The organism is Bacteroides xylanisolvens XB1A (assembly GCF_000210075.1).
GTDB classification, from domain to species: domain Bacteria; phylum Bacteroidota; class Bacteroidia; order Bacteroidales; family Bacteroidaceae; genus Bacteroides; species Bacteroides xylanisolvens.
Genome location: NC_021017.1, coordinates 2,912,474 through 2,935,362, shown reverse-complemented (window position 1 = coordinate 2,935,362; position 22,889 = coordinate 2,912,474). Strand labels below are relative to the sequence as shown.

Genomic DNA, 22,889 nt, shown 5'->3' with positions numbered 1-22,889 from the left:
TTACACAATTTGAGCACAAAAGTAATAATAAAACGCTGAATACCGTATTTTTTTGTACTTTTACCATGAAAAATTAATTAAATCTATGGATTCAAGTAATAAATTATTTCTTTTAGACGCTTATGCACTGATATACCGGGCATATTACGCCTTTATCAAGAACCCAAGAATCAATTCCAAAGGATTCAACACTTCAGCTATACTGGGTTTTGTAAACACCCTCGAAGAAGTGCTGAAAAAAGAGAATCCCACTCATATAGGAGTAGCCTTCGACCCTGCAGGACCTACCTTCCGCCACGAAGCTTTCGAACAATATAAAGCGCAGCGTGAAGAAACTCCGGAAGCGATCCGCCTTTCCGTGCCTATTATAAAGGATATTATTCGTGCTTACCGCATCCCTATTCTGGAAGTTGCAGGCTACGAAGCCGACGACGTGATAGGTACGCTTGCCACCGAAGCCGGTCGCCAAGGTATCACCACCTATATGATGACTCCCGACAAAGATTACGGGCAGTTGGTAAGCGACAAGGTATTTATGTACCGTCCCAAGCACACAGGAGGTTTCGAAGTGATGGGTGTTGAAGAAGTGAAAGCCAAGTTTGACATTCAGTCTCCGGCACAAGTGATTGACATGCTCGGACTGATGGGCGACTCTTCGGATAATATCCCCGGATGTCCCGGAGTAGGAGAAAAGACTGCCCAAAAACTAATTTCTGAATTCGGAAGCATCGAAAACTTATTAGAGCATACCGACCAACTGAAAGGTGCACTGAAAACAAAAGTGGAAACGAACCGGGAAATGATTACTTTCTCGAAATTCCTCGCCACGATTAAAATCGATGTGCCCATCCAACTTGAAATGGATTCTCTTGTCCGCGAAGAAGCAGACGAAGATTCACTTCGCAGCATTTTCGAAGAACTGGAATTTAGAACGCTCATCGACCGGGTACTAAAAAAAGAGGTTTCCGGAAATGGAATAACCTCCACTCCCAAAAGCAAAGTAGCCACCGGAAAAAGCGCCCCCTCTCCTCTTCCACTTTTTCCCGAAGAAGGAGGCGGAATACAAGGCGATTTGTTTGCGAATTTCACGCCCAATGAGCCGAATGAAGCAAAAAAATCGAATCTAGAGACGTTAGAATCGCAGTCACGTAACTACCAACTCATTGATACAGAGAAGAAAAGAAGAGAAATTATTCAAAAGTTACTTACATCGAAAATTCTCTCATTAGATACGGAAACTACCGGGACCGAACCAATGGATGCCGAATTGGTCGGAATGAGTTTTTCCATTGCCGAAAATGAAGCATTTTATGTTCCTGTTCCATCAGACCGGGACGAAGCGTTAAAAATCGTAAAGGAGTTCCGCCCGGTCTTCGAAAATGAGAATTCGTTAAAAGTCGGACAGAATATCAAGTACGATATGATCGTTCTTCAAAATTATGGTGCAGTAGTAAAAGGTCCGCTTTTCGATACGATGATCGCTCACTATGTTCTTCAACCGGAACTTCGTCATGGCATGGATTACCTGGCAGAAATTTATCTGCATTATCAGACCATCCATATTGACGAACTGATAGGCCCCAAAGGAAAGAATCAGAAGAACATGCGCGACCTCGACCCGAAAGATGTATATCTGTACGCTTGCGAAGATGCGGACATCACTCTGAAACTGAAAAACGTATTGGAGAAAGAGCTGAAAGAGAATGACGCCGAACGTTTATTCTATGATATAGAAATGCCTCTTGTTCCGGTATTAGTCAATATCGAACGGAACGGAGTATTGCTAGACACGGAAGCACTGCAACAATCATCCGCTCATTTCACCGCCCAGATGGAGCAAATCGAAAAAGAAATCTACGAACTGGCCGGTGAGACCTTCAACATCGCTTCACCCAAGCAAGTCGGCGAAGTCTTGTTTGACAAGCTGAAGATTGTAGAAAAAGCGAAAAAGACCAAGACCGGGCAGTATGTCACCTCGGAAGAAGTGCTCGAAAGCCTCCGGCATAAACATCCTGTGGTAGAAAAGATTCTGGAACATCGCGGACTAAAAAAGCTATTGGGCACGTATATCGACGCACTTCCCCTACTTATCAACCCACGCACAGGAAGGGTGCATACCTCTTTCAACCAGACTGTAACCGCTACGGGACGCCTTAGCTCAAGTAACCCGAATTTACAGAATATCCCTATCCGCGACGAGAATGGAAAAGAAATCCGTAAAGCATTCATCCCCGATGAAGGCTGCCTCTTCTTCTCTGCCGACTATTCGCAGATCGAATTGCGTATTATGGCACACCTTAGCGAGGATAAGAATATGATTGATGCTTTCCTTAGCAACCACGATATTCATGCTGCCACCGCTGCCAAAATCTATAAGATTGATCTGAAAGATGTAGATTCCGACATGCGCCGTAAAGCCAAGACTGCCAATTTCGGTATCATCTATGGCATATCCGTATTTGGTCTTGCCGAACGGATGAATGTAGACCGCAAAGAAGCCAAAGAACTAATCGACGGTTACTTTGAAACTTATCCGGGAGTGAAAGCCTATATGGACAAAAGTATTCAGGTGGCCCAGGAAAAAGGTTATGTAGAAACAATTTTCCACCGGAAACGCTTCTTGCCGGACATCAACTCCCGCAATGCCGTTGTACGCGGATATGCGGAACGAAATGCCATCAACGCCCCTATCCAGGGAAGTGCGGCAGATATTATAAAAGTAGCAATGGCACGTATCTATCAACGGTTCCAGGCCGAAGGAATACAAGCCAAAATGATCCTACAAGTACATGACGAATTAAACTTCAGCGTTCCTGTCAATGAAAAAGAGCGTGTAGAAGAAATTGTCATCGAAGAAATGGAGAAAGCATACCGCATGCACGTCCCCTTGAAAGCAGATTGCGGATGGGGCAAAAACTGGCTTGAGGCACATTAAACCATCAAGTGGATAAAGGCCACCTCAATAAGGAATTGCTATCTTTTAGATACTAATTGCGCAGGGAGACTCCACCTTATCCGGGGTTTCCGCTTACAAAATAGAAGCAAGTATGGATAATAACATTATTTAACTCATTATCCAGAAAGCTAGAAAAAGGAATCCTTTTTCGACGAAGTGATTCATTCTATATCCGGCAGATTGACTGCCGGATATTTTTTTGTCACCAATCTTGGCAAAAAGCAACCCATCTCCGACCCTACATCTTGACATTTTGACAATATTTTATCTTCAAAAATGCATAAATACCAAATTAATATGTAGATTTGCAGCGTAAAACCAATGCATTTGATAGACAAATGAAAGTATAACTCAAAAACTTAAATAGCCATGAAAGCAAAAGTATCTTTAAAAATGTTCGTTTTATCTGCAGCTCTTCTTGTTGTGTCGCTTGCTACTTCTGCACGTAGCTACGATAATCAATTGATTTATAATCCAATCGAAGAGAATGGTATGACAGTGGGACAGACCGTTTACAAAATGGACGGAAACACACTTGCCAACTACATGAAGTACAACTACAAGTACGATGACAATAAACGTATGATTGAAAGCGAAGCCTTAAAGTGGAATAGCAACAAGGACGAATGGGAAAAAGACCTACGCATCAACTATACGTATGAAGGCAAGACCGTTACCACCAATTATTATAAATGGAACGCTAAAAAACAAGCCTATATACTGGTACCCGAAATGACTGTTACGATGGATAATACAAATATGTAACATAAACTCTCTCTCATTCTAATATTCTAACAAAAAAGATACGCCGCTTCTGCTGAAGAAGTGGCGTATTGCAATTTATAAGGTCTACATTACAAAACAAAGAAACGTTCTTGCAGTTCTTTCAGATAACTTCGAGAAATCATCAAATCGTTTTTATCGTGAAAAGGTGGATAGAGTTGGCAACACTTACCATCAATCATTGCCAAATAATTAACATTTACAATAGCCGATTGGCTAATCTGCACAAAAGCTTGTGAATAACTGATAATATCTTCTGCTTTTGTATTCCGCTTCAAATTCAGGCGAGTCTGATTAAACAAGACTACCTGCCATTGACGTTTGTCTTTCAGATACTCAAAAAAGCCGATTTCTTCCAGGCGTAAAAGCTTGAAACCCGTCACTGTGCTAATCATAAACATGCCTTGTTGTGGCATTAATGCACTGATAGAAGAGGCAAAAGAAGGCAAAAGAGGAAGCGCAGCAGAGGTCATTGCCTTCCGGTAACGCTCCATAATCACTTTCAGGTCTTCCGCCTCAAAAGGCTTTAACAGGAAGTCGAAAGCCGACTCACGCAATGCCTGAAGCAAGTATTTATCATAAGAGGTGTAAAACACCACCTTCATATCCCACAAAATATCCTCTCTAATTTCACTTAGCAGGTTAAGCCCCAATGTATCCGGAAGCTCCACATCGAGAAACAATAAATCCGGATGCAACTCCATAATCATCTTTTTACCCTTTGCACCATTCCCTGCAATTCCTTTTACTTCAAATTCACGATAGGGCTCTAACTCGCGGCGCAAAGCATCAATCGCTGTACGTTCATCGTCAACGATGACTACCTTATACTTTTCTTCTGTCTCCATCATAAATCATAAGAAAAACGAAACGGGATATATACCGACACTTCCGTACCGGTTTGTCCATCGCTTCTGTTGGTTATATTAAAACGTATTTTATCACTCTTGTTCTTTGTATTCAGTAATTGAATGGTCTGATACAACACTTTCAATCCTGTACCAGTACCCCGTGTGGCGGAAACTACCTGCGGGAGATACCCGCGTCCGTTGTCGGTAACCGTTATGCGAATCCCATTTGTTTCACGGGAAACATATACCATTAGCTCCTTTTTTCCGTCCTTTCCCGCCAGTCCATGTTTAATAGCATTCTCCACCGGAATTTGCACAATCATAGATGGAATCATGATGCGGGTTGCATCTAAACCGTCCTCCACCGTGATTGTTGCGACAAAATCTTCTCCGACACGTCCACGTTCCAGTTCGATGTATGTACGGACGAAATCCAGTTCGTCTTGCAAAGATACGCTCAATTTCTCGGTAAGTTCGAGGCTACGACGGAGATATTTCACCAGTTCCATCAGATTATGTTTCACCTCTTCCGAGCCGTTAAACTGATTGATCTCACGTCCCAGTACATTAAAAGTAAAATGAGGAGAAATCCGGCTTCTCAAATTCTCCATGCGGACACGGTTGATTTGCTGGAAGAAACGCTGGCGAAGAAACTCCCTCTTTTTACGCATATACCAGACAACTACCACTACCCCTGCCACAAGCAACACGCAGACAAGTACCCAGATAGATACGCTCAACTTGAGCACTCTCATCTCTGCCGCCTGTCGCTGAATCTGCATTTCTTTACGAAGCACGATTGTATCTTGCCGGTAGCGCATATCCAGTTCGGCAACACGCATCTGTACTCGTTCGCTACGAATGGAATCATCCAGATGACAATCGCGTTTCAGATACTCATAGGCATGGCGGTAATCACCAATCTGCTCAAAATAATGTTGTAGATACTGATTGCGTATAGTCAGCATATTAGCGTCAAGATGCCCGACAGGAGCAGTCCGGGCAATCATTGTTTTCGCTTGAGCTATATTTCCTTTCTTCAATACCAGTTCAATCATCTGGGTTTCGATGTAATGTACGGCCGAGTTATGCTGTATATCGGAGAAGAATCGATAACTCTCGTCCAGACAGACCTGTGCGGAGTCCAGTTTGTCAGTCAGCAGGTACAATTCTCCCAGGTTTACTTTAATAAAATTCTGTTCAAACACCATCTGCGGATAAGAAGAGACAAGCACATTGGCCCTGCGCATATACTTCAAAGCTTCCTGATAGTCTTTCCGGTAATAATAATGATTACCGCGATTGTTGAGATAAGTCCATCGTTCGCTCACGTTCATCTCATCGAAATACTGTCCGGCCAATTCATAGTAATGATTGGATAAATCGAAATCCCGCAGTTCCATATAGGTTTGCCCTAATCCGTAGTAGACAGGGAATTTCGCGTGCTCGGACAAGTTTAGCGAATCACAGAGAAACAGGGCACGACGATAATACGAAGCAGTGTGTGCCAAGTCACTGCGATGCAGGTAGGCATCAGCAGTATTGATACAAATATCCGGGAGCAGGTGCAGTTTTTTTCCTTTCAGACGATATTCGTAAGCTTTCTTATAGTCGGTAATTGCAGAATCAGGGCGGTTCAGTTGCATCCACACGTTGCCTTCGATATTATAAACATCGGATAATACATCATTCCATTGTGGAGATTGGAGAGATTCAGAAGATTGGGAAGCATTGCGGAAAAATTCCTTTACCCGGCGATTGTAATAGAGTATAGAATCAAAATCGGAAGAGACAAAGAATGTTTTCCCATAAAGGGCAAGCAAACGATAGTAAACCTGGGAATCTTGCGCCTGTGTCAGTGCGTCAAGCACCTGTGAGCGGGAATAATGCACATTGGAAAACAAAGAATCCTGTACACGAACTTCCAGAGAATCAACCAACACCTGTTCGCACGAAGAGTTATTGCGGTGTCTATCAGCATATCCGCAACTCAACAACATCAACAACCCCAACAGTCCAAATAGTTTCATAGCAGTCTTCCGATTCATCAGTCCCCTTATTCATGTCATGTTTTGAATGTGACAAAAATACATTATTTATCCTGAATCCCAGCGAATTTTATTATTTTTTTTAATACCTTTGTGCCCATATAAATATGAGTAACTGACCTAATGAGTCCACTGAACTTCACCCACATTTTGACACAGGCAGTCGATGAGCTATCGGAAAGCGAATCTTATAAAGGACTGTTTCATCAGCACAAAGATGGCGAACCACTGCCCTCTGCTAAAGTCTTGTATGAAATTATTGAGCTTTCACGCTCCATTCTCTTCCCCGGATATTACGGAAATTCTACTATTAACAGCCGGACAATTAATTATCACATCGGCGTCAACATTGAAAAATTGTTTGACTTACTTTGTGAGCAAATCCTGGCCGGATTGTGTTTTAGCACTTCCATAGAGGGGAAATGCAACGTCTGCTCCGACTCGAAACGGGAAGAGGCAGCACGTCTTGCTGCTAAATTTATCAGTAAGTTACCCGCCATGAGAAGAATACTGGCAACCGATGTGGAAGCCGCCTATAACGGTGACCCGGCTGCCGAAAGCTATGGGGAGGTAATTTTCTGCTATCCGGCTATTAAAGCGATCAGCAATTACCGTATCGCGCATGAACTGCTGGAACTGGGCGTTCCTTTGATTCCCCGCATCATCACGGAGATGGCGCATAGCGAAACGGGAATTGATATCCATCCGGCCGCAAAGATTGGCACTCACTTCACTATCGACCACGGTACGGGTGTCGTTATCGGTGCCACGAGTATTATCGGAAATAACGTCAAGCTATATCAGGGCGTCACTCTGGGAGCCAAGAGTTTCCCGCTGGATGCCGACGGAAAACCAATCAAGGGAATCCCCCGCCATCCGATCCTGGAAGACAATGTGATTGTTTATTCCAACGCCACTATTTTGGGAAGAATCACCATCGGACGTGACGCAACCGTAGGCGGTAATATCTGGGTAACGGAGAATGTTCCTGCAGGAGCAAGAATCGTACAAACTAAAGCAAAAAAATAAAATCAAAAGAATCTATATGAGCGAACAATTCGAGATGATAGCCAAGACTTTCCAGGGACTGGAAGAGATACTTGCAGAAGAACTGACAGCATTAGGAGCCAACGACATTCAAATAGGACGCCGCATGGTTTCATTCACAGGAGATAAACGTATGATGTATAAGGCGAATTTTTGCCTTCGCACCGCCATCCGTATCCTGAAACCAATTAAAAACTTTACAGCCAAAGATGCCGATGAGGTTTATAATCAAATACAGGCTATTCCATGGGAAGAATATCTCGATGTGAACAAGACGTTCGCTATCGATGCAGTAGTATTCAGCGATGAGTTCCGCCATTCGAAATTCGTTTCGTATAAGGTGAAAGATGCGATTGTGGATTATTTCCGTGATAAAACAGGAAAACGTCCGTCGGTACGTATCAACAATCCGGATGTACTTCTGAATATTCATATTGCACAGACTACCTGTACGTTGTCTTTGGACTCGTCTGGAGAATCACTTCACCGTCGCGGTTATCGCCAGGAAGCAGTAGAAGCCCCGTTAAATGAGGTATTGGCTGCCGGCATGATTCTAATGACCGGATGGCGCGGAGAATGTGATTTGATCGACCCGATGTGTGGTTCGGGTACTATCCCTGTTGAAGCGGCACTGATTGCTAAGAATATTGCTCCGGGAGTATTCCGTAAAGGGTTTGCTTTTGAGAAATGGGTAGATTTCGATGCGGATATGTTCGATGAGATTTACAATGATGACAGTCAGGAGCGCGAATTTGCTCATAAGATTTACGGATACGATAACAATCCGAAAGCTAATGAGATTGCGACTCACAATATAAAAGCTGCTGGCGTATCGAAAGACATCGTGTTGAAGCTACAACCGTTCCAGCAGTTTGAACAGCCACAGGAGAAGTCGATTATCATCACTAACCCGCCATACGGTGAACGTATTTCCACTAATGATTTGCTTGGACTTTATCAGATGATCGGTGAACGTCTGAAACATGCGTTTGTAGGAAACGAGGCATGGGTGCTTTCTTATCGGGAAGAGTGTTTCGACCAGATTGGTTTGAAAGCAAGTCAGAAAGTTCCTTTGTTCAATGGACCGTTGGAGTGTGAGTTCCGCAAATATGAGATTTTTGACGGAAAATACAAAGAGTTCAAGAGCCAGGAAGAGGGAGAAGAAAAGAAAGAGGCTGAAGGAGAACAGGCTCCAAGATTTAGAGAAAGAAAAGAATTTAAGCCACGCCGCGAAGGTGAGTTCAAACCGCGTCGGGATGGTGAATCCAGACCTCGCAGAGAGGGAGAATACAAGCCGCGCAGAGAAGGTGGTGAGTTCAAAGGTGGTGATGGAAGAGATAGAAAGCCACGGGGAGAATTCCTCGGAGGAAGAGATTCGAGAGGCCCGAGAGAGTTTAAAGGAAATCGGGAGCCGAGGATTCCGAAGAAGGAAGAGGAATAAACCATTCAATAGTTAATGACACATTATAACATCACACACTCATTAACACCCTGATAACCAACTTGAGGTCACAAATTGCAACCTCAAGTTCAAATAACATTTTCGCCAATAAGCTATCTATGATAGCAACCAATTAAAGAAAAAATGAACGACATTGTTATCATTGAAAATAAAATTTATGAGATCAGAGGTCAAAAAGTTATGTTGGACTTTGATTTGGCGGAGATGTATGAAGTTACCACAGGTAACTTCAATAAAGCCATTAAACGAAACATCGAACGATTTCCTGCAAGATTCATGTTTCAATTAAATAAAGACGAGTTCAACTTGATATTCCAAAATGGAATATCAAGTTGGGGTGGTACTCGCAAAATGCCTTACGCTTTTACAGAACAAGGTGTAGCAATGTTATCTGGAGTTCTGAAAAGTCCCCGTGCCATTGAAGTCAGTATTAATATTATGGATGCCTTCGTCCACATGCGTCAATACCTACTCTCCCATGCTCCGAAACAGGAATTGGAAGAATTGAGGAAAAGGATTGAATACTTGGAAGAGGACATATCCTCCGACAGAGAAAGCTACGAGAAGCAATTTGACGACCTATTCACCGCTTTCGCCAAGTTGAGTGCTGCCATTCAAATAAAGCAGACTCCCTTGGACAGAGTAAAAATAGAAGGATTTAAAAACAAATAATAAAGAAAAGAGCAATGAGTAAAATTGGAAAAAGAGCCATGCTTTTATTGTTGGCACTACCAATCGGATTCAATGTTATGGCACAAGAAACCAAAAAGCCGACACTGGAAGAATTGATTCCGGGTGGCGAGAGTTACCGCTATGCAGACAACCTGTACGGACTGCAATGGTGGGGTGACGAATGTATCAAGCCGGGCGTAGATACCCTTTATTCTATCCAACCCAAAACGGGGAAAGAAACAATGGTTATCACTCGTGAACAGATCAACAAAGTGCTTGAAGAGAACAAGGCAGGAAAGTTATCACACCTGTATTCCGTCAGTTTCCCATGGGCCGATAAGCCACAAATGCTATTCAAGATAGCAGGAAAGTTCATTGTATATGATTTCAAGAGCAATCAAGTTGTCAGCACTCTCAAACCCAAAGACGGAGCAGATAATGAAGACTATTGCGCAGCCAGTGGAAACGTGGCATACACGATAGGTAACAATCTGTATGTAAACGAGAAAGCGGTAACCAATGAACCCGAAGGCATCGTTTGCGGACAGACTGTACACCGGAATGAATTTGGTATCAACAAAGGCACTTTCTGGAGCCCGAAAGGTAACCTGCTCGCTTTCTACCGTATGGACGAGAGCATGGTGACACAATACCCGCTTGTAGACATCACTGCACGCGTAGGCGAAGTGAACAATGTACGTTATCCGATGGCAGGCATGACGAGCCATCAGGTAAAAGTAGGCATTTACAACCCTGCCACAGGCAAAAGCATTTATCTGAACGCAGGTGATCCCACAGACCGTTATTTCACCAATATCAGCTGGTCACCGGATGAAAAAAGCCTCTACCTGATTGAAGTAAACCGTGACCAGAACCACGCCAAACTTTGCCGGTACAACGCAGAAACAGGAGAGCCGATGGGTGTTCTCTACGAAGAAATGCATCCTAAATACGTGGAGCCACAAAACGCAATCATATTTTTGCCGTGGGACCCTACCAAATTCATCTATCAAAGTCAGCGTGACGGCTACAACCATCTTTATCTCTTTGATGCCGATGCAGCCAACATGAAAGGTGAAACTTATAACAGTGCCAACGGTGGTACTTATTTCCAGGCCGGCAAAGTCAAACAACTGACCAAAGGCAACTGGCTGGTCAGCGACGTCCTAGGATTCAACACAAAGCGTAAAGAAATCATCTTCACAGCCGTAGAAGGCTTGAGAAGCGGACATTTCGCTGTAAACGTGAGCAATGGAAAAATAAGCCAACCGTTCGAGAACTGCAAAGAAAGCGAACATAGCGGCATGCTTAGCGCTTCCGGCACTTATCTTATCGACCGTTATTCAACAAAAGACCAGCCTCGCATCATCAACCTGGTAGACACCAAAAACTTCAAAGAAACAGCCAATCTGCTGACTGCTGAAAGCCCTTACGAAGGCTACCAAATGCCAAGCATCGAAACCGGAACAATCAAAGCGGCAGACGGCACCACCGACCTGCATTATCGCCTGATGAAACCGGCCAACTTTGACCCGGCCAAGAAATATCCCGTCATCGTATACGTCTACGGAGGTCCTCACGCGCAATGCGTCACCGGAGGATGGCAAAACGGCGCACGCGGATGGGATACGTACATGGCAGGTAAAGGCTATATCATGTTCACCATCGATAACCGTGGCAGCAGCAACCGTGGACTGGCATTTGAAAATGCTACCTTCCGCCGTCTTGGCATCGAAGAAGGTAAAGACCAGGTAAAAGGCGTTGAATTCCTGAAATCCCTCCCCTACGTAGACAGCGAACGCATCGGCGTACACGGATGGAGCTTCGGAGGACACATGACTACCGCCCTGATGCTCCGTTACCCGGAAATATTCAAAGTAGGCGTTGCCGGAGGCCCGGTAATCGACTGGGGGTATTATGAAGTAATGTACGGCGAACGCTATATGGATACACCGGAAAGCAACCCAGAAGGCTACAAAGAATGTAATCTGAAAAACCTTGCCGGCCAACTGAAAGGTCACCTATTGATTATTCACGACGACCATGACGACACCTGCGTGCCACAGCACACCCTGTCGTTCATGAAAGCCTGTGTAGATGCCCGCACTTATCCCGACCTGTTTATCTACCCGTGCCACAAGCACAACGTAGCAGGACGTGACCGTGTACATCTGCATGAGAAAATCACCCGGTACTTTGAGCAGAACTTATAAAACTGACAAAGACACCACCGTATCCATACGAATCATAGATAACAGTATAAATCCATAACAATACAAAGATGAAGATATTATTACTAGGCTCGGGCGGCCGCGAACATGCACTGGCATGGAAAATTGCCCAAAGTCCGAAAGTTGAAAAACTATACATTGCTCCGGGAAATGCCGGAACAACTGCCGTAGGCGAGAATGTCAACATCAAAGCAACCGATTTTGAAGCAATCAGTGCTTTTGCTCTAAAAGAGAACATCCAAATGATAGTAGTAGGCCCCGAAGATCCGTTGGTAAAAGGAATCTACGATTACTTCCAAAACCGTCCGGAGCTAAAGCATATTGCCGTGATCGGTCCTTCGGCTCAAGGAGCGCAACTGGAAGGCAGCAAGGAGTTTGCCAAAGGCTTCATGATGCGCCACAACATCCCGACAGCCCGCTACAAAAGCATTACTTCCGAAAACCTCGAAGAGGGCCTCGCTTTCCTCGAAACGTTGGAAGCTCCCTATGTATTGAAGGCTGATGGCCTTTGTGCCGGGAAAGGAGTTCTCATCCTTCCTACGCTGGATGAAGCGAAGAAAGAACTGAAAGAAATGCTCGGCGGCATGTTCGGTTCCGCATCGGCAACCGTTGTGATTGAAGAATTCTTGAGCGGTATCGAGTGCTCTGTATTCGTACTGACAGACGGAGACAACTACAAAGTCCTCCCTGTAGCGAAAGACTACAAACGTATCGGTGAAGGCGACAAAGGATTGAATACAGGCGGTATGGGTAGCGTAACTCCGGTTCCGTTTGCTGACGAAGTATATATGGAGAAAGTACGCACACGCATCATCGAACCGACCATCAATGGTCTGAAAGAAGAAAAGATCACCTACAAAGGTTTCATCTTCCTCGGTCTTATCAAGGTGAAAGGTGAACCGATGGTTATCGAATACAACGTCCGCATGGGCGACCCGGAAACAGAAAGCGTGATGTTGCGCATTCAAAGCGACCTCGTAGAGTTGCTTGAAGGCACAGCGGCAGGCAACCTGAACGAGAAAACACTGGTGATGGACCCACGTTCGGCCGGCTGCGTCATTCTTGTCAGCGGTGGTTACCCAGAAGCCTACGAAAAAGGATTCCCTATCAGCGGACTGGAACAGGCTGCCGCCACCGACAGCATCATTTTCCATGCCGGAACAGCCATGAAAGACGGACAAGTGGTGACGAACGGAGGACGTGTGATTGCCGTTTGCTCTTACGGTGCAACGAAAGAAGAAGCATTGGCACAGAGCTACAAAGTGGCAGACATGATCGACTTCGACAAGAAGTATTTCCGCCGCGACATCGGATTCGATTTGTAAGAAACAACCTGTAATGATACGCCACGGCAGGCATAAATCCCCTATTTGCACAGCATATAGATCCTACAAAGCGATGATATATGCCCGCCGGGCGGCAAAAGAACTGACAGACCAATGAGAAATAAAAGACTACAAAGTCAAGTGACGGCAGGACGGTGGACCCTGCCTGCCGTTATCTTTATCTGCGCCCTATGCTGGGTGTTGACTTACTTTTTATTTCCCGACTCCATAGCCTCAACAACACCCAAGGACAGCTCTTCTTTCTTGCAATCCACCCGCGATTTACTGCTTCCGGGATGGGCAGAACGAATTGTCAGCTTTCTGGTTTACGCAATCATCGGCTATTTTCTGATAGAGCTGAACAACCAGTTCAGCATTATCCGCATGAGGGCTTCCATGCAGACAGCTATTTATTTCCTGCTAGTCACCGTTTGTCCGGGAATGCATTTACTATACATAGGAGACATTGTCGCCCTCGGTTCTCTTATTTCCATTTATTTTCTGTTTAAAAGCTATCAGCAAGCTCAAGCTGCGGGCTATCTATTCTATTCCTTCTTCTTTATCGGAGCGGGAAGTATTCTTTTCCCACAGCTCACCATCCTCTCGGTGCTTTGGTTGCTCGAAGCCTACCGTTTCCAGTCGCTCACTCCGCGTAGTTTCTGCGGCGCGCTGCTCGGATGGATGCTGCCCTACTGGATGCTGTTCGGACACGCCTTCTTCTATAACGAGATGGAGTTGTTCTACCGCCCTTTCAACCAGCTATTAACTTTCGGAGAAGTCTTTAACTTACAAATCCTTCAACCCTGGGAATTGGCTATACTGGGCTATCTGCTCGTGATGTTTATCGTCAGTGCTGTCCATTGCATCGCTGCCGGATTTGAGGATAAGATACGCACACGTGCCTATCTCCAGTTTTTGATAGACCTGACGCTCTTCCTGTTCCTGCTGATTGCCTTGCAACCGATATATTGCAGTGCCCTGCTGCCTTTGCTTATCATAAGCAACAGCATCCTGATCGGACATTTCTTTGTACTGACCAATAGTAAAAGTTCGAATGTGTTCTTTATCATTTCATTGGTCGGCCTCATCCTCTTATTTGCTTTTAATATATGGACGCTTTTGTAGATTCAACGATACAACTCCTCATAGAATGGGGACTTCCGGGATTATTCATCTCGGCTTTATTGGCTGGGAGCATCGTGCCTTTCAGTTCCGAACTGGTATTGGTGGCATTGGTGAAGCTCGGCCTGCCCCCGATAGCCTGTCTGATATCCGCCACTCTAGGCAATACAGTGGGCGGAATGACTTGTTACTACATGGGACGTCTGGGCAAAATCAGCTGGATTGAGAAATACTTCAAGGTAAAGAAAGAAAAGGTAGACAAAATGGTGAAATTCCTGCAAGGGAAAGGGGCATTGATGGCATTCTTCACCTTTCTTCCTGCCATTGGCGAAGTGATCGCCATTGCACTAGGATTTATGCGAAGTAACACATGGCTTACTATTGTTTCCATGTTTGTCGGCAAACTGATACGTTATATCCTTCTCCTGTATGTGCTCGAAAGTGCCTGGGATGCTATGGCGGGGTAGAGGTCTTTTTTAAGTATTAAGTTAAGTATTAGGTATTAAGTATTAAAGATTGAGTGATGGAAAGAATAATTGAGAGAACCGATGACGGGAGCGCTACTCTGTTTGTTCCGGAATTGAATGAACATTATCATTCGACGAAAGGGGCACGCACGGAGTCTCAACATATTTTCATCGATATGGGGTTGAAAGCCTCTCCTGCCGCTACTCCACGTGTTCTTGAAATCGGTTTCGGGACAGGACTCAACGCTTGGCTCACCCTTGAAGAAGCGGAAAGAAGCAGACGAAATATACACTATACAGGGTTGGAACTCTATCCACTAGACTGGCAGACAGTAGAACAGCTAGGATATATCTCCAGCGATGAACAGCTTACCATACATCGGAAGCAAACAACAACCAATGAGCAATTTACCCCGAATGAAGAAGAACAACAATCGGCTATCGAATTGTTTAAGCAGCTTCATACATCGCCCTGGGAAAAAGACGTGCAGCTTACACCGCACTTCACCTTACGAAAAATAGAAACGGACGTGAATAAGTGGAGAGTTGAGAACTCTCCATTTAACCTAGTCTATTTCGACGCCTTCGCCCCGGAAAAGCAACCGGAAATGTGGTCGCAAGAACTATTCAACCGCCTCTATGTTTTATTAGATAGAGACGGAATTCTGACTACCTACTGTGCCAAAGGTGTAGTACGCCGAATGTTGCAGACAGCCGGATTCACAGTAGAACGCCTCCCCGGACCTCCGGGTGGTAAACGGGAAATATTACGGGCCCGGAAACAAGAGTAGAAACAAGATAAGATTGAAACCCCGAAACAGAAAAAATCATGAAACAACAACTAAAAGATATGAGAACACTTTTCCTTCTTGGTACCTGCCTCCTGATGGCAGCCTGCACAGGACGTTCCTCCCAAGCAAGTAACGATGACGAGACAAAGCCGGTGATAACCGTCACACTGGAACCGCAACGTTATTTCACCGAGGCTATTGCCGGAGATAAATTCAAAGTAGTCAGCATGGTGCCCAAAGGTTCCAGTCCAGAGACATACGATCCTATCCCCCAGCAACTTGTTTCTTTAGGAGACAGCAAAGCCTATTTCCGCATCGGGTACATCGGCTTCGAACAAACCTGGATGGACCGCCTGATGAACAATACTCCCCATATCCAAGTGTTCGACACCTCGAAAGGAATCGACCTCATACTCAACAATGATGACCATGCCCACGGCCACAACAGTCACGACGGCCATATCCACGCCGTAGAGCCACACGTATGGAATTCTACCGGTAATGCTTTAATCATCGCCGGAAACACCTACAAAGCCCTTAGCCAACTGGATAAAGCAAACGAACCATATTATAGAAACCGTTACGATTCTCTCTGTCAGCGCATCCAGCACACCGACAGCCTGATTCGCCGGCAACTCTCCACCCCCGAAGCAGCCAAAGCCTTCATGATTTATCATCCGGCTCTCTCCTACTTCGCCCGCGACTACGGATTGCATCAGATTTCGATCGAAGAAGGAGGCAAAGAACCCTCTCCCGCTCATCTGAAAGACCTGATAGACGTCTGTCAGGCGGAAAATGTAGGCGTTATCTTCGTTCAACCGGAGTTTGACAAACGCAATGCGGAAACCATCGCGCAGCAAACCGGAACGAAAGTGGTCCCTATCAACCCGTTAAGTTATGACTGGGAGGAAGAAATGCTGAATGTAGCCAAAGCCCTTGCGCCGCAAGCTGCCACCAAATAAACGTATAAAGAAAGAACCAATCAAGCCCTTTCCAATGATGAAACCAATAATCGAAATAAAGAATCTTTCCGCCGGATATGACGGTCGCACTGTTCTCCACGATGTTAATCTAAGCATCTACGAACGGGATTTTCTAGGTATTATAGGTCCGAACGGAGGCGGCAAAACAACGCTTATAAAGTGCATCCTCGGTCTGTTGAAACCAACCGGAGGAGAAATTATATTCCATACTCCCGAGAAGACTCCCATAAGAACATCTACGGAAGGGACTTCGACAGAAACATCTGCCAAAAACTCCCACCAAAGTTCTTCCGCGAAATCCCAGCTTTTCCTCGGTTACCTACCGCAATATAGCACCATAGACCGAAAGTTCCCTATTTCCGTGGAAGAAGTGATCCTGTCCGGATTGAGCATACAGAAGTCGCTCACCTCCCGGTTCACTCCCGAACAGAGAGAGAAAGGCAAACAGATTATCGCCCGCATGGGGCTTGAAGGGCTTGAAAGCCGCTCTATCGGACAATTAAGCGGTGGACAACTGCAACGTGCCCTGTTAGGACGTGCCATCATCTCGGATCCTGCAGTGTTGATTCTTGATGAACCCAGCACGTATATCGACAAGCGTTTCGAAGCACGCCTTTATGAGTTATTAGCTGAAATCAATAAAGAATGTGCCATTATCCTTGTCAGTCACGACATCGGCACTGTATTGCAACAGGTAAAATCCATCGCCTGTGTCAATGAAACGCTGGATTACCATCCGGACACGGGCGTCACTACCGAATGGCTGGAAAGAAACTTCAACTGCCCCATCGAACTATTGGGACACGGCACACTGCCTCATCGGGTTTTAGGGGAACATCATCACCATCATTAAAGGATACACATATTCAATATCCCAAACATATATATACAGCAACCCAAGTATTAATACCTGAAATCTCAACCATTAACAGCTGATATTACAAGTGTTAACACCTAACGTCCAAGCTATTAATAGTAAACTTCCGTTGTATTAATAGTAAACTTGTTCTTCTCTAACAGGAAAGTTATGATTGACTAAGGATAATCTATAAACGCAAGTTACGTTTATAAAATTGAAAGCTTTGTTTTTATAATTGCAAGTTTCATTTATAAAAACAAAACTTGCAATTATAGTTTATGACTAATGAAAAGGAAGTTTGTTATTAAGGCAAAAGAAGTTCACTAACAGGATAAAGGAAGTTTATCTCTAATACACCAGAGCTTATTTATTAAAGGACTAAAAATAATTTCCTTACTTGCCAACACACAAGTTCCCGCCTTCCGGAAGAGTGAAAGAGATAGTAAATCAGCCCTCCGTTACTTAATATTTCTTACTTTCTTCCTCATTATCCTTACAAATCACTATCTTTGCGACCTCATAATTTGTTTTTAACGAATAAACTACGATAGTGCTAATGAAACAGTACAGAACCGTAAACAACCTTATGGGTTGGCTTACATTCATCATTGCGGCAACCGTCTACTGCCTGACAATAGAACCGACCGCAAGTTTCTGGGATTGCCCGGAGTTCATAACCACCGGCTATAAACTGGAAGTCGGACACCCGCCCGGCGCGCCTTTCTTCATGCTAGTGGCGAATCTGTTTTCTCAATTTGCTTCCGACGTAACAACTGTTGCTAAAATGGTGAATTACATGAGTGCCCTCATGAGTGGCGCCTGTATCCTGTTCCTTTTCTGGAGCATCACCCACCTGGTACGCAAACTGGTTATCACTGACGAAAACAATATCACCAAAGGACAGCTTATCACAGTGATGGGTAGCGGACTGATCGGTGCACTGGTTTATACATTCAGTGACACATTCTGGTTCTCGGCCGTGGAAGGTGAAGTATATGCCTTCTCCTCCCTCTTTACCGCTGTTGTTTTCTGGTTGATTCTGAAATGGGAAGACGTAGCCGACCAGCCGCACAGCGACCGTTGGATTATCCTCATCGCCTATCTGACCGGATTGAGTATCGGTGTGCACTTATTGAACTTGCTTTGTCTGCCTGCCATCGTATTGGTATACTACTACAAAAAAACGCCGAATGCTACCGCCAAAGGTTCGTTAATAGCGCTATTAGGTTCAATGGTGCTCGTTGCAGCCGTGCTTTACGGCATCGTACCGGGTATCGTGAAAGTAGGCGGCTGGTTTGAACTGTTGTTCGTCAACGGACTCGGAATGTCATTCAATTCGGGCGTAGTGGTTTATATCATTCTGCTTGCAGCCGCTCTGATTTGGGGTGTATACGAAAGTTACACCGAAAAGAACAAAGCGCGCATGGCTATCTCCTTTATCCTGACGATCGCTTTGCTGGGTATCCCCTTCTACGGACACGGAGCCAGCAGTATCATCATCGGTATTTTGGTTATTGCCGCACTGGGACTTTATCTTGCTCCGAATGTACAGGCTAAAATCAAAGAGAGATGGCGTATCACCGCCCGCACCATGAACACAGCATTGCTGTGCACCATGATGATCGTAATCGGGTATTCTTCTTACGCACTGATCGTTATCCGTTCTACTGCCAACACTCCGATGGACCAAAACTCACCGGAGGATATATTCACCCTGGGCGAATACCTCGGCCGTGAACAATACGGAACCCGTCCGCTCTTCTACGGCCCTGCTTTCTCTTCGAAAGTGGCACTCGACGTAAAAGACGGCTATTGTATTCCGCGCCAGTCGGAAGCAGGAAGCAAGTTTGTCCGCAAGGAAAAGACTTCTCCCGACGAAAAAGACTCTTATATCGAACTTCCCGGACGTGTGGAATACGAATATGCACAGAATATGTTTTTCCCGCGTATGTACAGCTCGTCACACGCACCACTCTACAAGCAATGGGTAGACATCAAAGGGCATGACGTTCCTTACGACCAATGCGGAGAAATGGTAATGGTGAACATGCCTAACCAATGGGAAAATATCAAATTCTTCTTCTCCTACCAGTTGAACTTCATGTACTGGCGTTATTTCATGTGGAACTTTGCCGGACGGCAGAACGACATACAGGGTAGCGGAGAAATTGAACACGGCAACTGGATCACCGGTATTCCGTTTATCGACAACTTGCTGGTAGGTAATCAGGAACTGCTTCCGCAGGATCTCAAAAACAATAAAGGACACAATGTATTCTACTGTCTGCCGCTGATTCTCGGCTTAATCGGACTCTTCTGGCAGGCTTATCATAGCCAGCGGGGTATCCAGCAATTCTGGGTGGTCTTCTTCCTGTTCTTCATGACAGGTATCGCCATCGTGCTCTACCTCAACCAAACCCCTGCACAGCCCCGTGAACGAGATTACGCGTATGCCGGTTCGTTCTACGCCTTTGCCATCTGGGTAGGTATGGGAGTGGCAGGTATCATCCGTATGCTGCGAGAATACTGTAAGATGCAGGAACTTCCGGCAGCCGCACTGGCTTCAGTGCTCTGTTTGTTCGTCCCCATCCAGATGGCGGGACAGACCTGGGATGACCACGACCGTAGCGGACGCTTCGTTGCCCGCGACTTCGGACAGAACTACCTGATGACCTTACAGGAAAAAGGAAATCCGATTATCTATACCAATGGTGATAATGATACTTTCCCATTGTGGTACAACCAGGAAACAGAAGGCTTCCGTACAGATGCCCGCACCTGTAACCTAAGTTACTTGCAAACAGACTGGTATATCGACCAAATGAAACGCCCAGCCTACGATTCCCCTTCGCTTCCTATCACTTGGGACCGTGTGGAATATGTAGAAGGACAAAATGAATATATTCCTATCCGTACGGAAATGAAGGCTTTCATCGACAGCTATTTCAAACAGGCAAACGAACTGGCTGCACAGGGAGACACTACCATATTATCACTCGTTCACTCCATTTTTGGTGAGAATCCATACGAATTGAAGGAAATCATCAACCGTTGGATGCTCGGTAAGAACGACCAGTTGAAAGAGCTTCTCAAAAAGACTGGAAAAGATATCCAACTGCCGCTTATCCCTACGGACAGCATCGTAATGAAGGTGGACAAAGAAGCCGTACGCCGCTCCGGCATGAAGATACCGGAAGCTCTGGGCGACTCTATCCCCGAATACATGACAATCACCCTTAGAGACGCCAACGGCAACCCGAAACGCGCCCTCTACAAGAGTGAACTGATGATGCTCGAAATGCTTGCCAATGCCAACTGGGAACGTCCTATCTATATGGCAATCACCGTAGGAAGCGAAAACCATCTGGGCATGGGCAACCACTTTATGCAGGAAGGTCTTGCCTACCGTTTCACACCATTCGATACGGACAAACTGGACAGCAAGATAGACAGCGAAAAGATGTATGACAACCTGATGAACAAGTTCAAGTTCGGCGGTATCGACAAACCGGGTATCTATATCGACGAGAACGTGATGCGTATGTGCTACACGCACCGCCGTATCTTCACGCAACTTGTAGGCCAGCTTATCAAAGAAGGCAAGAAGGATAAGGCACTCGCCGCACTCGACTACGCCGAAAAGATGATTCCGTCATACAACGTACCGTACGACTGGGCAAACGGCGCCTTCCAAATGGCAGAATCTTATTACCAGCTGGGACAGAACGAGAAAGCCAACAAGATCATCGACGAGCTTGCCAACAAATCGCTCGAATACATGATCTGGTATCTTAGCCTGAACGATAACCAGCTTGCCATCGCCGGCGAAAACTTCGTGTACAACGCCAGCTTGCTTGACGCCGAAGTCCGCTTAATGGAAAAATACAAATCAGAAGAACTCGCGAAACATTACTCCACGCAACTCGACCAACTTTATAACGAGTACGTGACAAGAATGAAAGGGAAATAAATAGTAAGTATTAAGTATCAGGTATTAAGTATTACCATAGGCTTCCGACATGTTTTCCGCATGGATAATACTTAATACTTATTACTTAATACTTGTTTAACACAGACTCTCATGTTTATAGAACAACCACCTTGGCTTTTCCGGGCGTTGTATCCACAAGCTATCTTCCGGATGGATCCGAATGAACGGGCAGTCTATCTGACTTTTGACGACGGCCCCATCCCTGAAGTAACTCCCTGGGTACTGGAAGTATTGGAAAAGCATCATGTTAAAGCTACCTTCTTTATGGTAGGCGACAATATACGCAAGCACCCGGATGAATACCGGATGGTGGTAGAACACGGACACCGCATCGGTAACCATACCTTCAACCACATCCGTGGATTTGAATATTCTAATCCTGATTACCTCGCAAACGCCAGAAAGGTAGACGAAATTATTCATTCCGATCTCTTCCGTCCGCCACACGGACACATGGGGTTCCGGCAGTATTATACCTTGCGCTATCATTACCGCATTATCATGTGGGATCTCGTAACTCGTGATTATAGTAAACGGATGCGCCCGGAACAGGTATTGAACAATGTGAAGCGCTATGCACGCAACGGTTCCATCATCACTTTCCATGATTCACTGAAGTCTTGGAATAACGGTAACCTGCAATATGCACTTCCTCGTGCCATTGAATTCCTGAAAGAGGAAGGGTATGAGTTCAAGATGTTATAGAAACAACCTTTGAGAAAACAGGAACTTCGAAAAGAACAGAGATTTTTGAAAAAAGTCTCCAATGAGCCCAAAAGCTCCCTGATAAGAAGATAAAAATATAAGCCGAGGTCTTACGCCCCGGCTTTTGTAGTTTAAGGCCTGTTTCGTGCCCGAAATTGGGAGATCACTCCTCTTTCTTATAAGATGTCAGTACAAGCGCATTTCGCCCGGCAAAGGGAAAAAAGAGGGCAAAATAACCGGTATTCAAAAAGTTTCTGATTCACATTACCCTTTCCATCCGTATTTTTTTATACATTTGCAACGGTCTATTCCGCAGAAAGCCTCCGGGTGGCGAGGGAGAGATGTTTATATTGAGAAGACGTTTACAAGCGTTTGTCATTTATGTTCAAAACTTCGCAAACTTTGACCTATCGGAATGACTAACAGCAACAAAGACGTCCTCCTGATGTGTATTTATATACATCCGTGCCTCACTTTGATAAACAAAGGGGGGCTACGGGTGTTGTACATATCGGCGTGGGCTTTCTGCGTTGTTCGTTCCCGATAATTGGCATTGCGAAGGCCTTGAACATGGAACGGACGAAGGTGAGAGATTC

General features: G+C 45.2%; 17 protein-coding genes. 14 read left to right on the top strand and 3 right to left on the bottom strand.

Translation table 11 applies throughout. The annotated features are described in order from the left end of the window. The first annotated feature begins 85 nt into the window (after nucleotides 1-85). Nucleotides 86-2,935, top strand: a complete 2,850-nt coding sequence (gene polA, locus BXY_RS11535; protein WP_009041168.1) for a DNA polymerase I — start codon at nucleotides 86-88, stop codon at nucleotides 2,933-2,935. 129 nt (nucleotides 2,936-3,064) lie between these two features. Here the strand turns inward: polA and BXY_RS11530 are convergent, their stop codons facing one another. Beyond that, nucleotides 3,065-3,208, bottom strand: a complete 144-nt coding sequence (locus tag BXY_RS11530) for a hypothetical protein (RefSeq protein WP_008997641.1) — start codon at nucleotides 3,206-3,208, stop codon at nucleotides 3,065-3,067. 117 nt (nucleotides 3,209-3,325) lie between these two features. On the opposite strand from BXY_RS11530, the gene BXY_RS11525 reads away from it, so the two are divergent. Then, complete coding sequence (locus tag BXY_RS11525) at nucleotides 3,326-3,721, top strand: DUF3836 domain-containing protein (RefSeq protein WP_004313726.1); 396 nt, start codon at nucleotides 3,326-3,328, stop codon at nucleotides 3,719-3,721. A gap of 89 nt (nucleotides 3,722-3,810) precedes the next feature. Here the strand turns inward: BXY_RS11525 and BXY_RS11520 are convergent, their stop codons facing one another. Beyond that, the gene (locus BXY_RS11520) at nucleotides 3,811-4,590 is read right to left on the bottom strand and encodes a LytR/AlgR family response regulator transcription factor (protein WP_004313725.1); all 780 of its coding nucleotides are present in this window, start codon (nucleotides 4,588-4,590) and stop codon (nucleotides 3,811-3,813) included. Continuing rightward, the gene (locus tag BXY_RS11515) at nucleotides 4,587-6,638 is read right to left on the bottom strand and encodes a tetratricopeptide repeat-containing sensor histidine kinase (RefSeq protein ID WP_015531962.1); all 2,052 of its coding nucleotides are present in this window, start codon (nucleotides 6,636-6,638) and stop codon (nucleotides 4,587-4,589) included. The genes BXY_RS11520 and BXY_RS11515 overlap by 4 nt, the downstream gene beginning before the upstream one ends. 123 nt (nucleotides 6,639-6,761) lie before the next feature. Between BXY_RS11515 and BXY_RS11510 the strand changes: the two genes are divergently transcribed. The 12 genes from BXY_RS11510 (at nucleotide 6,762) to BXY_RS11455 (ending at nucleotide 22,293) form a co-directional block, all read left to right on the top strand. Next, a complete protein-coding gene (locus tag BXY_RS11510; RefSeq protein ID WP_004296704.1) occupies nucleotides 6,762-7,667 on the top strand; it encodes a serine O-acetyltransferase in 906 nt (301 codons plus the stop codon). A 16-nt stretch (nucleotides 7,668-7,683) separates the two neighbouring features. Then, complete coding sequence (locus BXY_RS11505) at nucleotides 7,684-9,126, top strand: THUMP domain-containing class I SAM-dependent RNA methyltransferase (RefSeq protein ID WP_195436270.1); 1,443 nt, start codon at nucleotides 7,684-7,686, stop codon at nucleotides 9,124-9,126. Between the two features lie 144 nt (nucleotides 9,127-9,270). Then, nucleotides 9,271-9,819 (top strand): ORF6N domain-containing protein, encoded by a 549-nt coding sequence (locus BXY_RS11500; RefSeq protein ID WP_004313721.1) that lies wholly within the window; start codon nucleotides 9,271-9,273, stop codon nucleotides 9,817-9,819. Nucleotides 9,820-9,833: 14 nt separating this feature from the next. Further along, entirely contained in the window at nucleotides 9,834-12,032 is a 2,199-nt protein-coding gene (locus tag BXY_RS11495; RefSeq protein ID WP_015531960.1) for a S9 family peptidase, read from the top strand. Between the two features lie 68 nt (nucleotides 12,033-12,100). Continuing rightward, nucleotides 12,101-13,375 carry a phosphoribosylamine--glycine ligase gene (purD, locus tag BXY_RS11490; protein ID WP_015531959.1) on the top strand — a complete coding sequence of 425 codons (1,275 nt, stop codon included), beginning with the start codon at nucleotides 12,101-12,103 and terminating at the stop codon, nucleotides 13,373-13,375. Between the two features lie 114 nt (nucleotides 13,376-13,489). Then, the gene (locus BXY_RS11485; protein WP_015531958.1) at nucleotides 13,490-14,500 is read left to right on the top strand and encodes a hypothetical protein; all 1,011 of its coding nucleotides are present in this window, start codon (nucleotides 13,490-13,492) and stop codon (nucleotides 14,498-14,500) included. Continuing rightward, entirely contained in the window at nucleotides 14,485-14,964 is a 480-nt protein-coding gene (locus tag BXY_RS11480; RefSeq protein ID WP_008641597.1) for a YqaA family protein, read from the top strand. The genes BXY_RS11485 and BXY_RS11480 overlap by 16 nt, the downstream gene beginning before the upstream one ends. Before the next feature lie 56 nt (nucleotides 14,965-15,020). Continuing rightward, a complete protein-coding gene (gene mnmD, locus BXY_RS11475) occupies nucleotides 15,021-15,755 on the top strand; it encodes a tRNA (5-methylaminomethyl-2-thiouridine)(34)-methyltransferase MnmD (protein WP_015531957.1) in 735 nt (244 codons plus the stop codon). 38 nt (nucleotides 15,756-15,793) lie between these two features. Next, nucleotides 15,794-16,717, top strand: coding sequence for a metal ABC transporter solute-binding protein, Zn/Mn family (locus BXY_RS11470; RefSeq protein WP_008641594.1), 924 nt, complete (start codon nucleotides 15,794-15,796; stop codon nucleotides 16,715-16,717). 37 nt (nucleotides 16,718-16,754) lie between these two features. Next, the gene (locus tag BXY_RS11465; protein ID WP_085929844.1) at nucleotides 16,755-17,591 is read left to right on the top strand and encodes a metal ABC transporter ATP-binding protein; all 837 of its coding nucleotides are present in this window, start codon (nucleotides 16,755-16,757) and stop codon (nucleotides 17,589-17,591) included. A gap of 562 nt (nucleotides 17,592-18,153) precedes the next feature. Then, nucleotides 18,154-21,567 carry a DUF2723 domain-containing protein gene (locus tag BXY_RS11460; protein ID WP_015531956.1) on the top strand — a complete coding sequence of 1,138 codons (3,414 nt, stop codon included), beginning with the start codon at nucleotides 18,154-18,156 and terminating at the stop codon, nucleotides 21,565-21,567. A gap of 111 nt (nucleotides 21,568-21,678) precedes the next feature. Further along, nucleotides 21,679-22,293, top strand: a complete 615-nt coding sequence (locus BXY_RS11455) for a polysaccharide deacetylase family protein (RefSeq protein WP_008641592.1) — start codon at nucleotides 21,679-21,681, stop codon at nucleotides 22,291-22,293. Nucleotides 22,294-22,889 lie beyond the last annotated feature (596 nt).

Bases quoted from the DNA above. Each gene is read 5' to 3' on its own strand.
- BXY_RS11510 (WP_004296704.1), top strand. From the start codon at position 6,762: ATGAGTCCACTGAACTTCACCCACATTTTGACACAGGCAGTCGATGAG.
- BXY_RS11470 (WP_008641594.1), top strand. From the start codon at position 15,794: ATGAAACAACAACTAAAAGATATGAGAACACTTTTCCTTCTTGGTACC.
- BXY_RS11525 (WP_004313726.1), top strand. From the start codon at position 3,326: ATGAAAGCAAAAGTATCTTTAAAAATGTTCGTTTTATCTGCAGCTCTT.
- purD (WP_015531959.1), top strand. From the start codon at position 12,101: ATGAAGATATTATTACTAGGCTCGGGCGGCCGCGAACATGCACTGGCA.
- mnmD (WP_015531957.1), top strand. From the start codon at position 15,021: ATGGAAAGAATAATTGAGAGAACCGATGACGGGAGCGCTACTCTGTTT.
- BXY_RS11480 (WP_008641597.1), top strand. From the start codon at position 14,485: ATGGACGCTTTTGTAGATTCAACGATACAACTCCTCATAGAATGGGGA.
- BXY_RS11460 (WP_015531956.1), top strand. From the start codon at position 18,154: ATGAAACAGTACAGAACCGTAAACAACCTTATGGGTTGGCTTACATTC.
- polA (WP_009041168.1), top strand. From the start codon at position 86: ATGGATTCAAGTAATAAATTATTTCTTTTAGACGCTTATGCACTGATA.
- BXY_RS11530 (WP_008997641.1), bottom strand. From the start codon at position 3,208: ATGTCAAGATGTAGGGTCGGAGATGGGTTGCTTTTTGCCAAGATTGGT.
- BXY_RS11500 (WP_004313721.1), top strand. From the start codon at position 9,271: ATGAACGACATTGTTATCATTGAAAATAAAATTTATGAGATCAGAGGT.
- BXY_RS11515 (WP_015531962.1), bottom strand. From the start codon at position 6,638: ATGAATCGGAAGACTGCTATGAAACTATTTGGACTGTTGGGGTTGTTG.
- BXY_RS11465 (WP_085929844.1), top strand. From the start codon at position 16,755: ATGAAACCAATAATCGAAATAAAGAATCTTTCCGCCGGATATGACGGT.
- BXY_RS11505 (WP_195436270.1), top strand. From the start codon at position 7,684: ATGAGCGAACAATTCGAGATGATAGCCAAGACTTTCCAGGGACTGGAA.
- BXY_RS11495 (WP_015531960.1), top strand. From the start codon at position 9,834: ATGAGTAAAATTGGAAAAAGAGCCATGCTTTTATTGTTGGCACTACCA.
- BXY_RS11485 (WP_015531958.1), top strand. From the start codon at position 13,490: ATGAGAAATAAAAGACTACAAAGTCAAGTGACGGCAGGACGGTGGACC.
- BXY_RS11520 (WP_004313725.1), bottom strand. From the start codon at position 4,590: ATGATGGAGACAGAAGAAAAGTATAAGGTAGTCATCGTTGACGATGAA.
- BXY_RS11455 (WP_008641592.1), top strand. From the start codon at position 21,679: ATGTTTATAGAACAACCACCTTGGCTTTTCCGGGCGTTGTATCCACAA.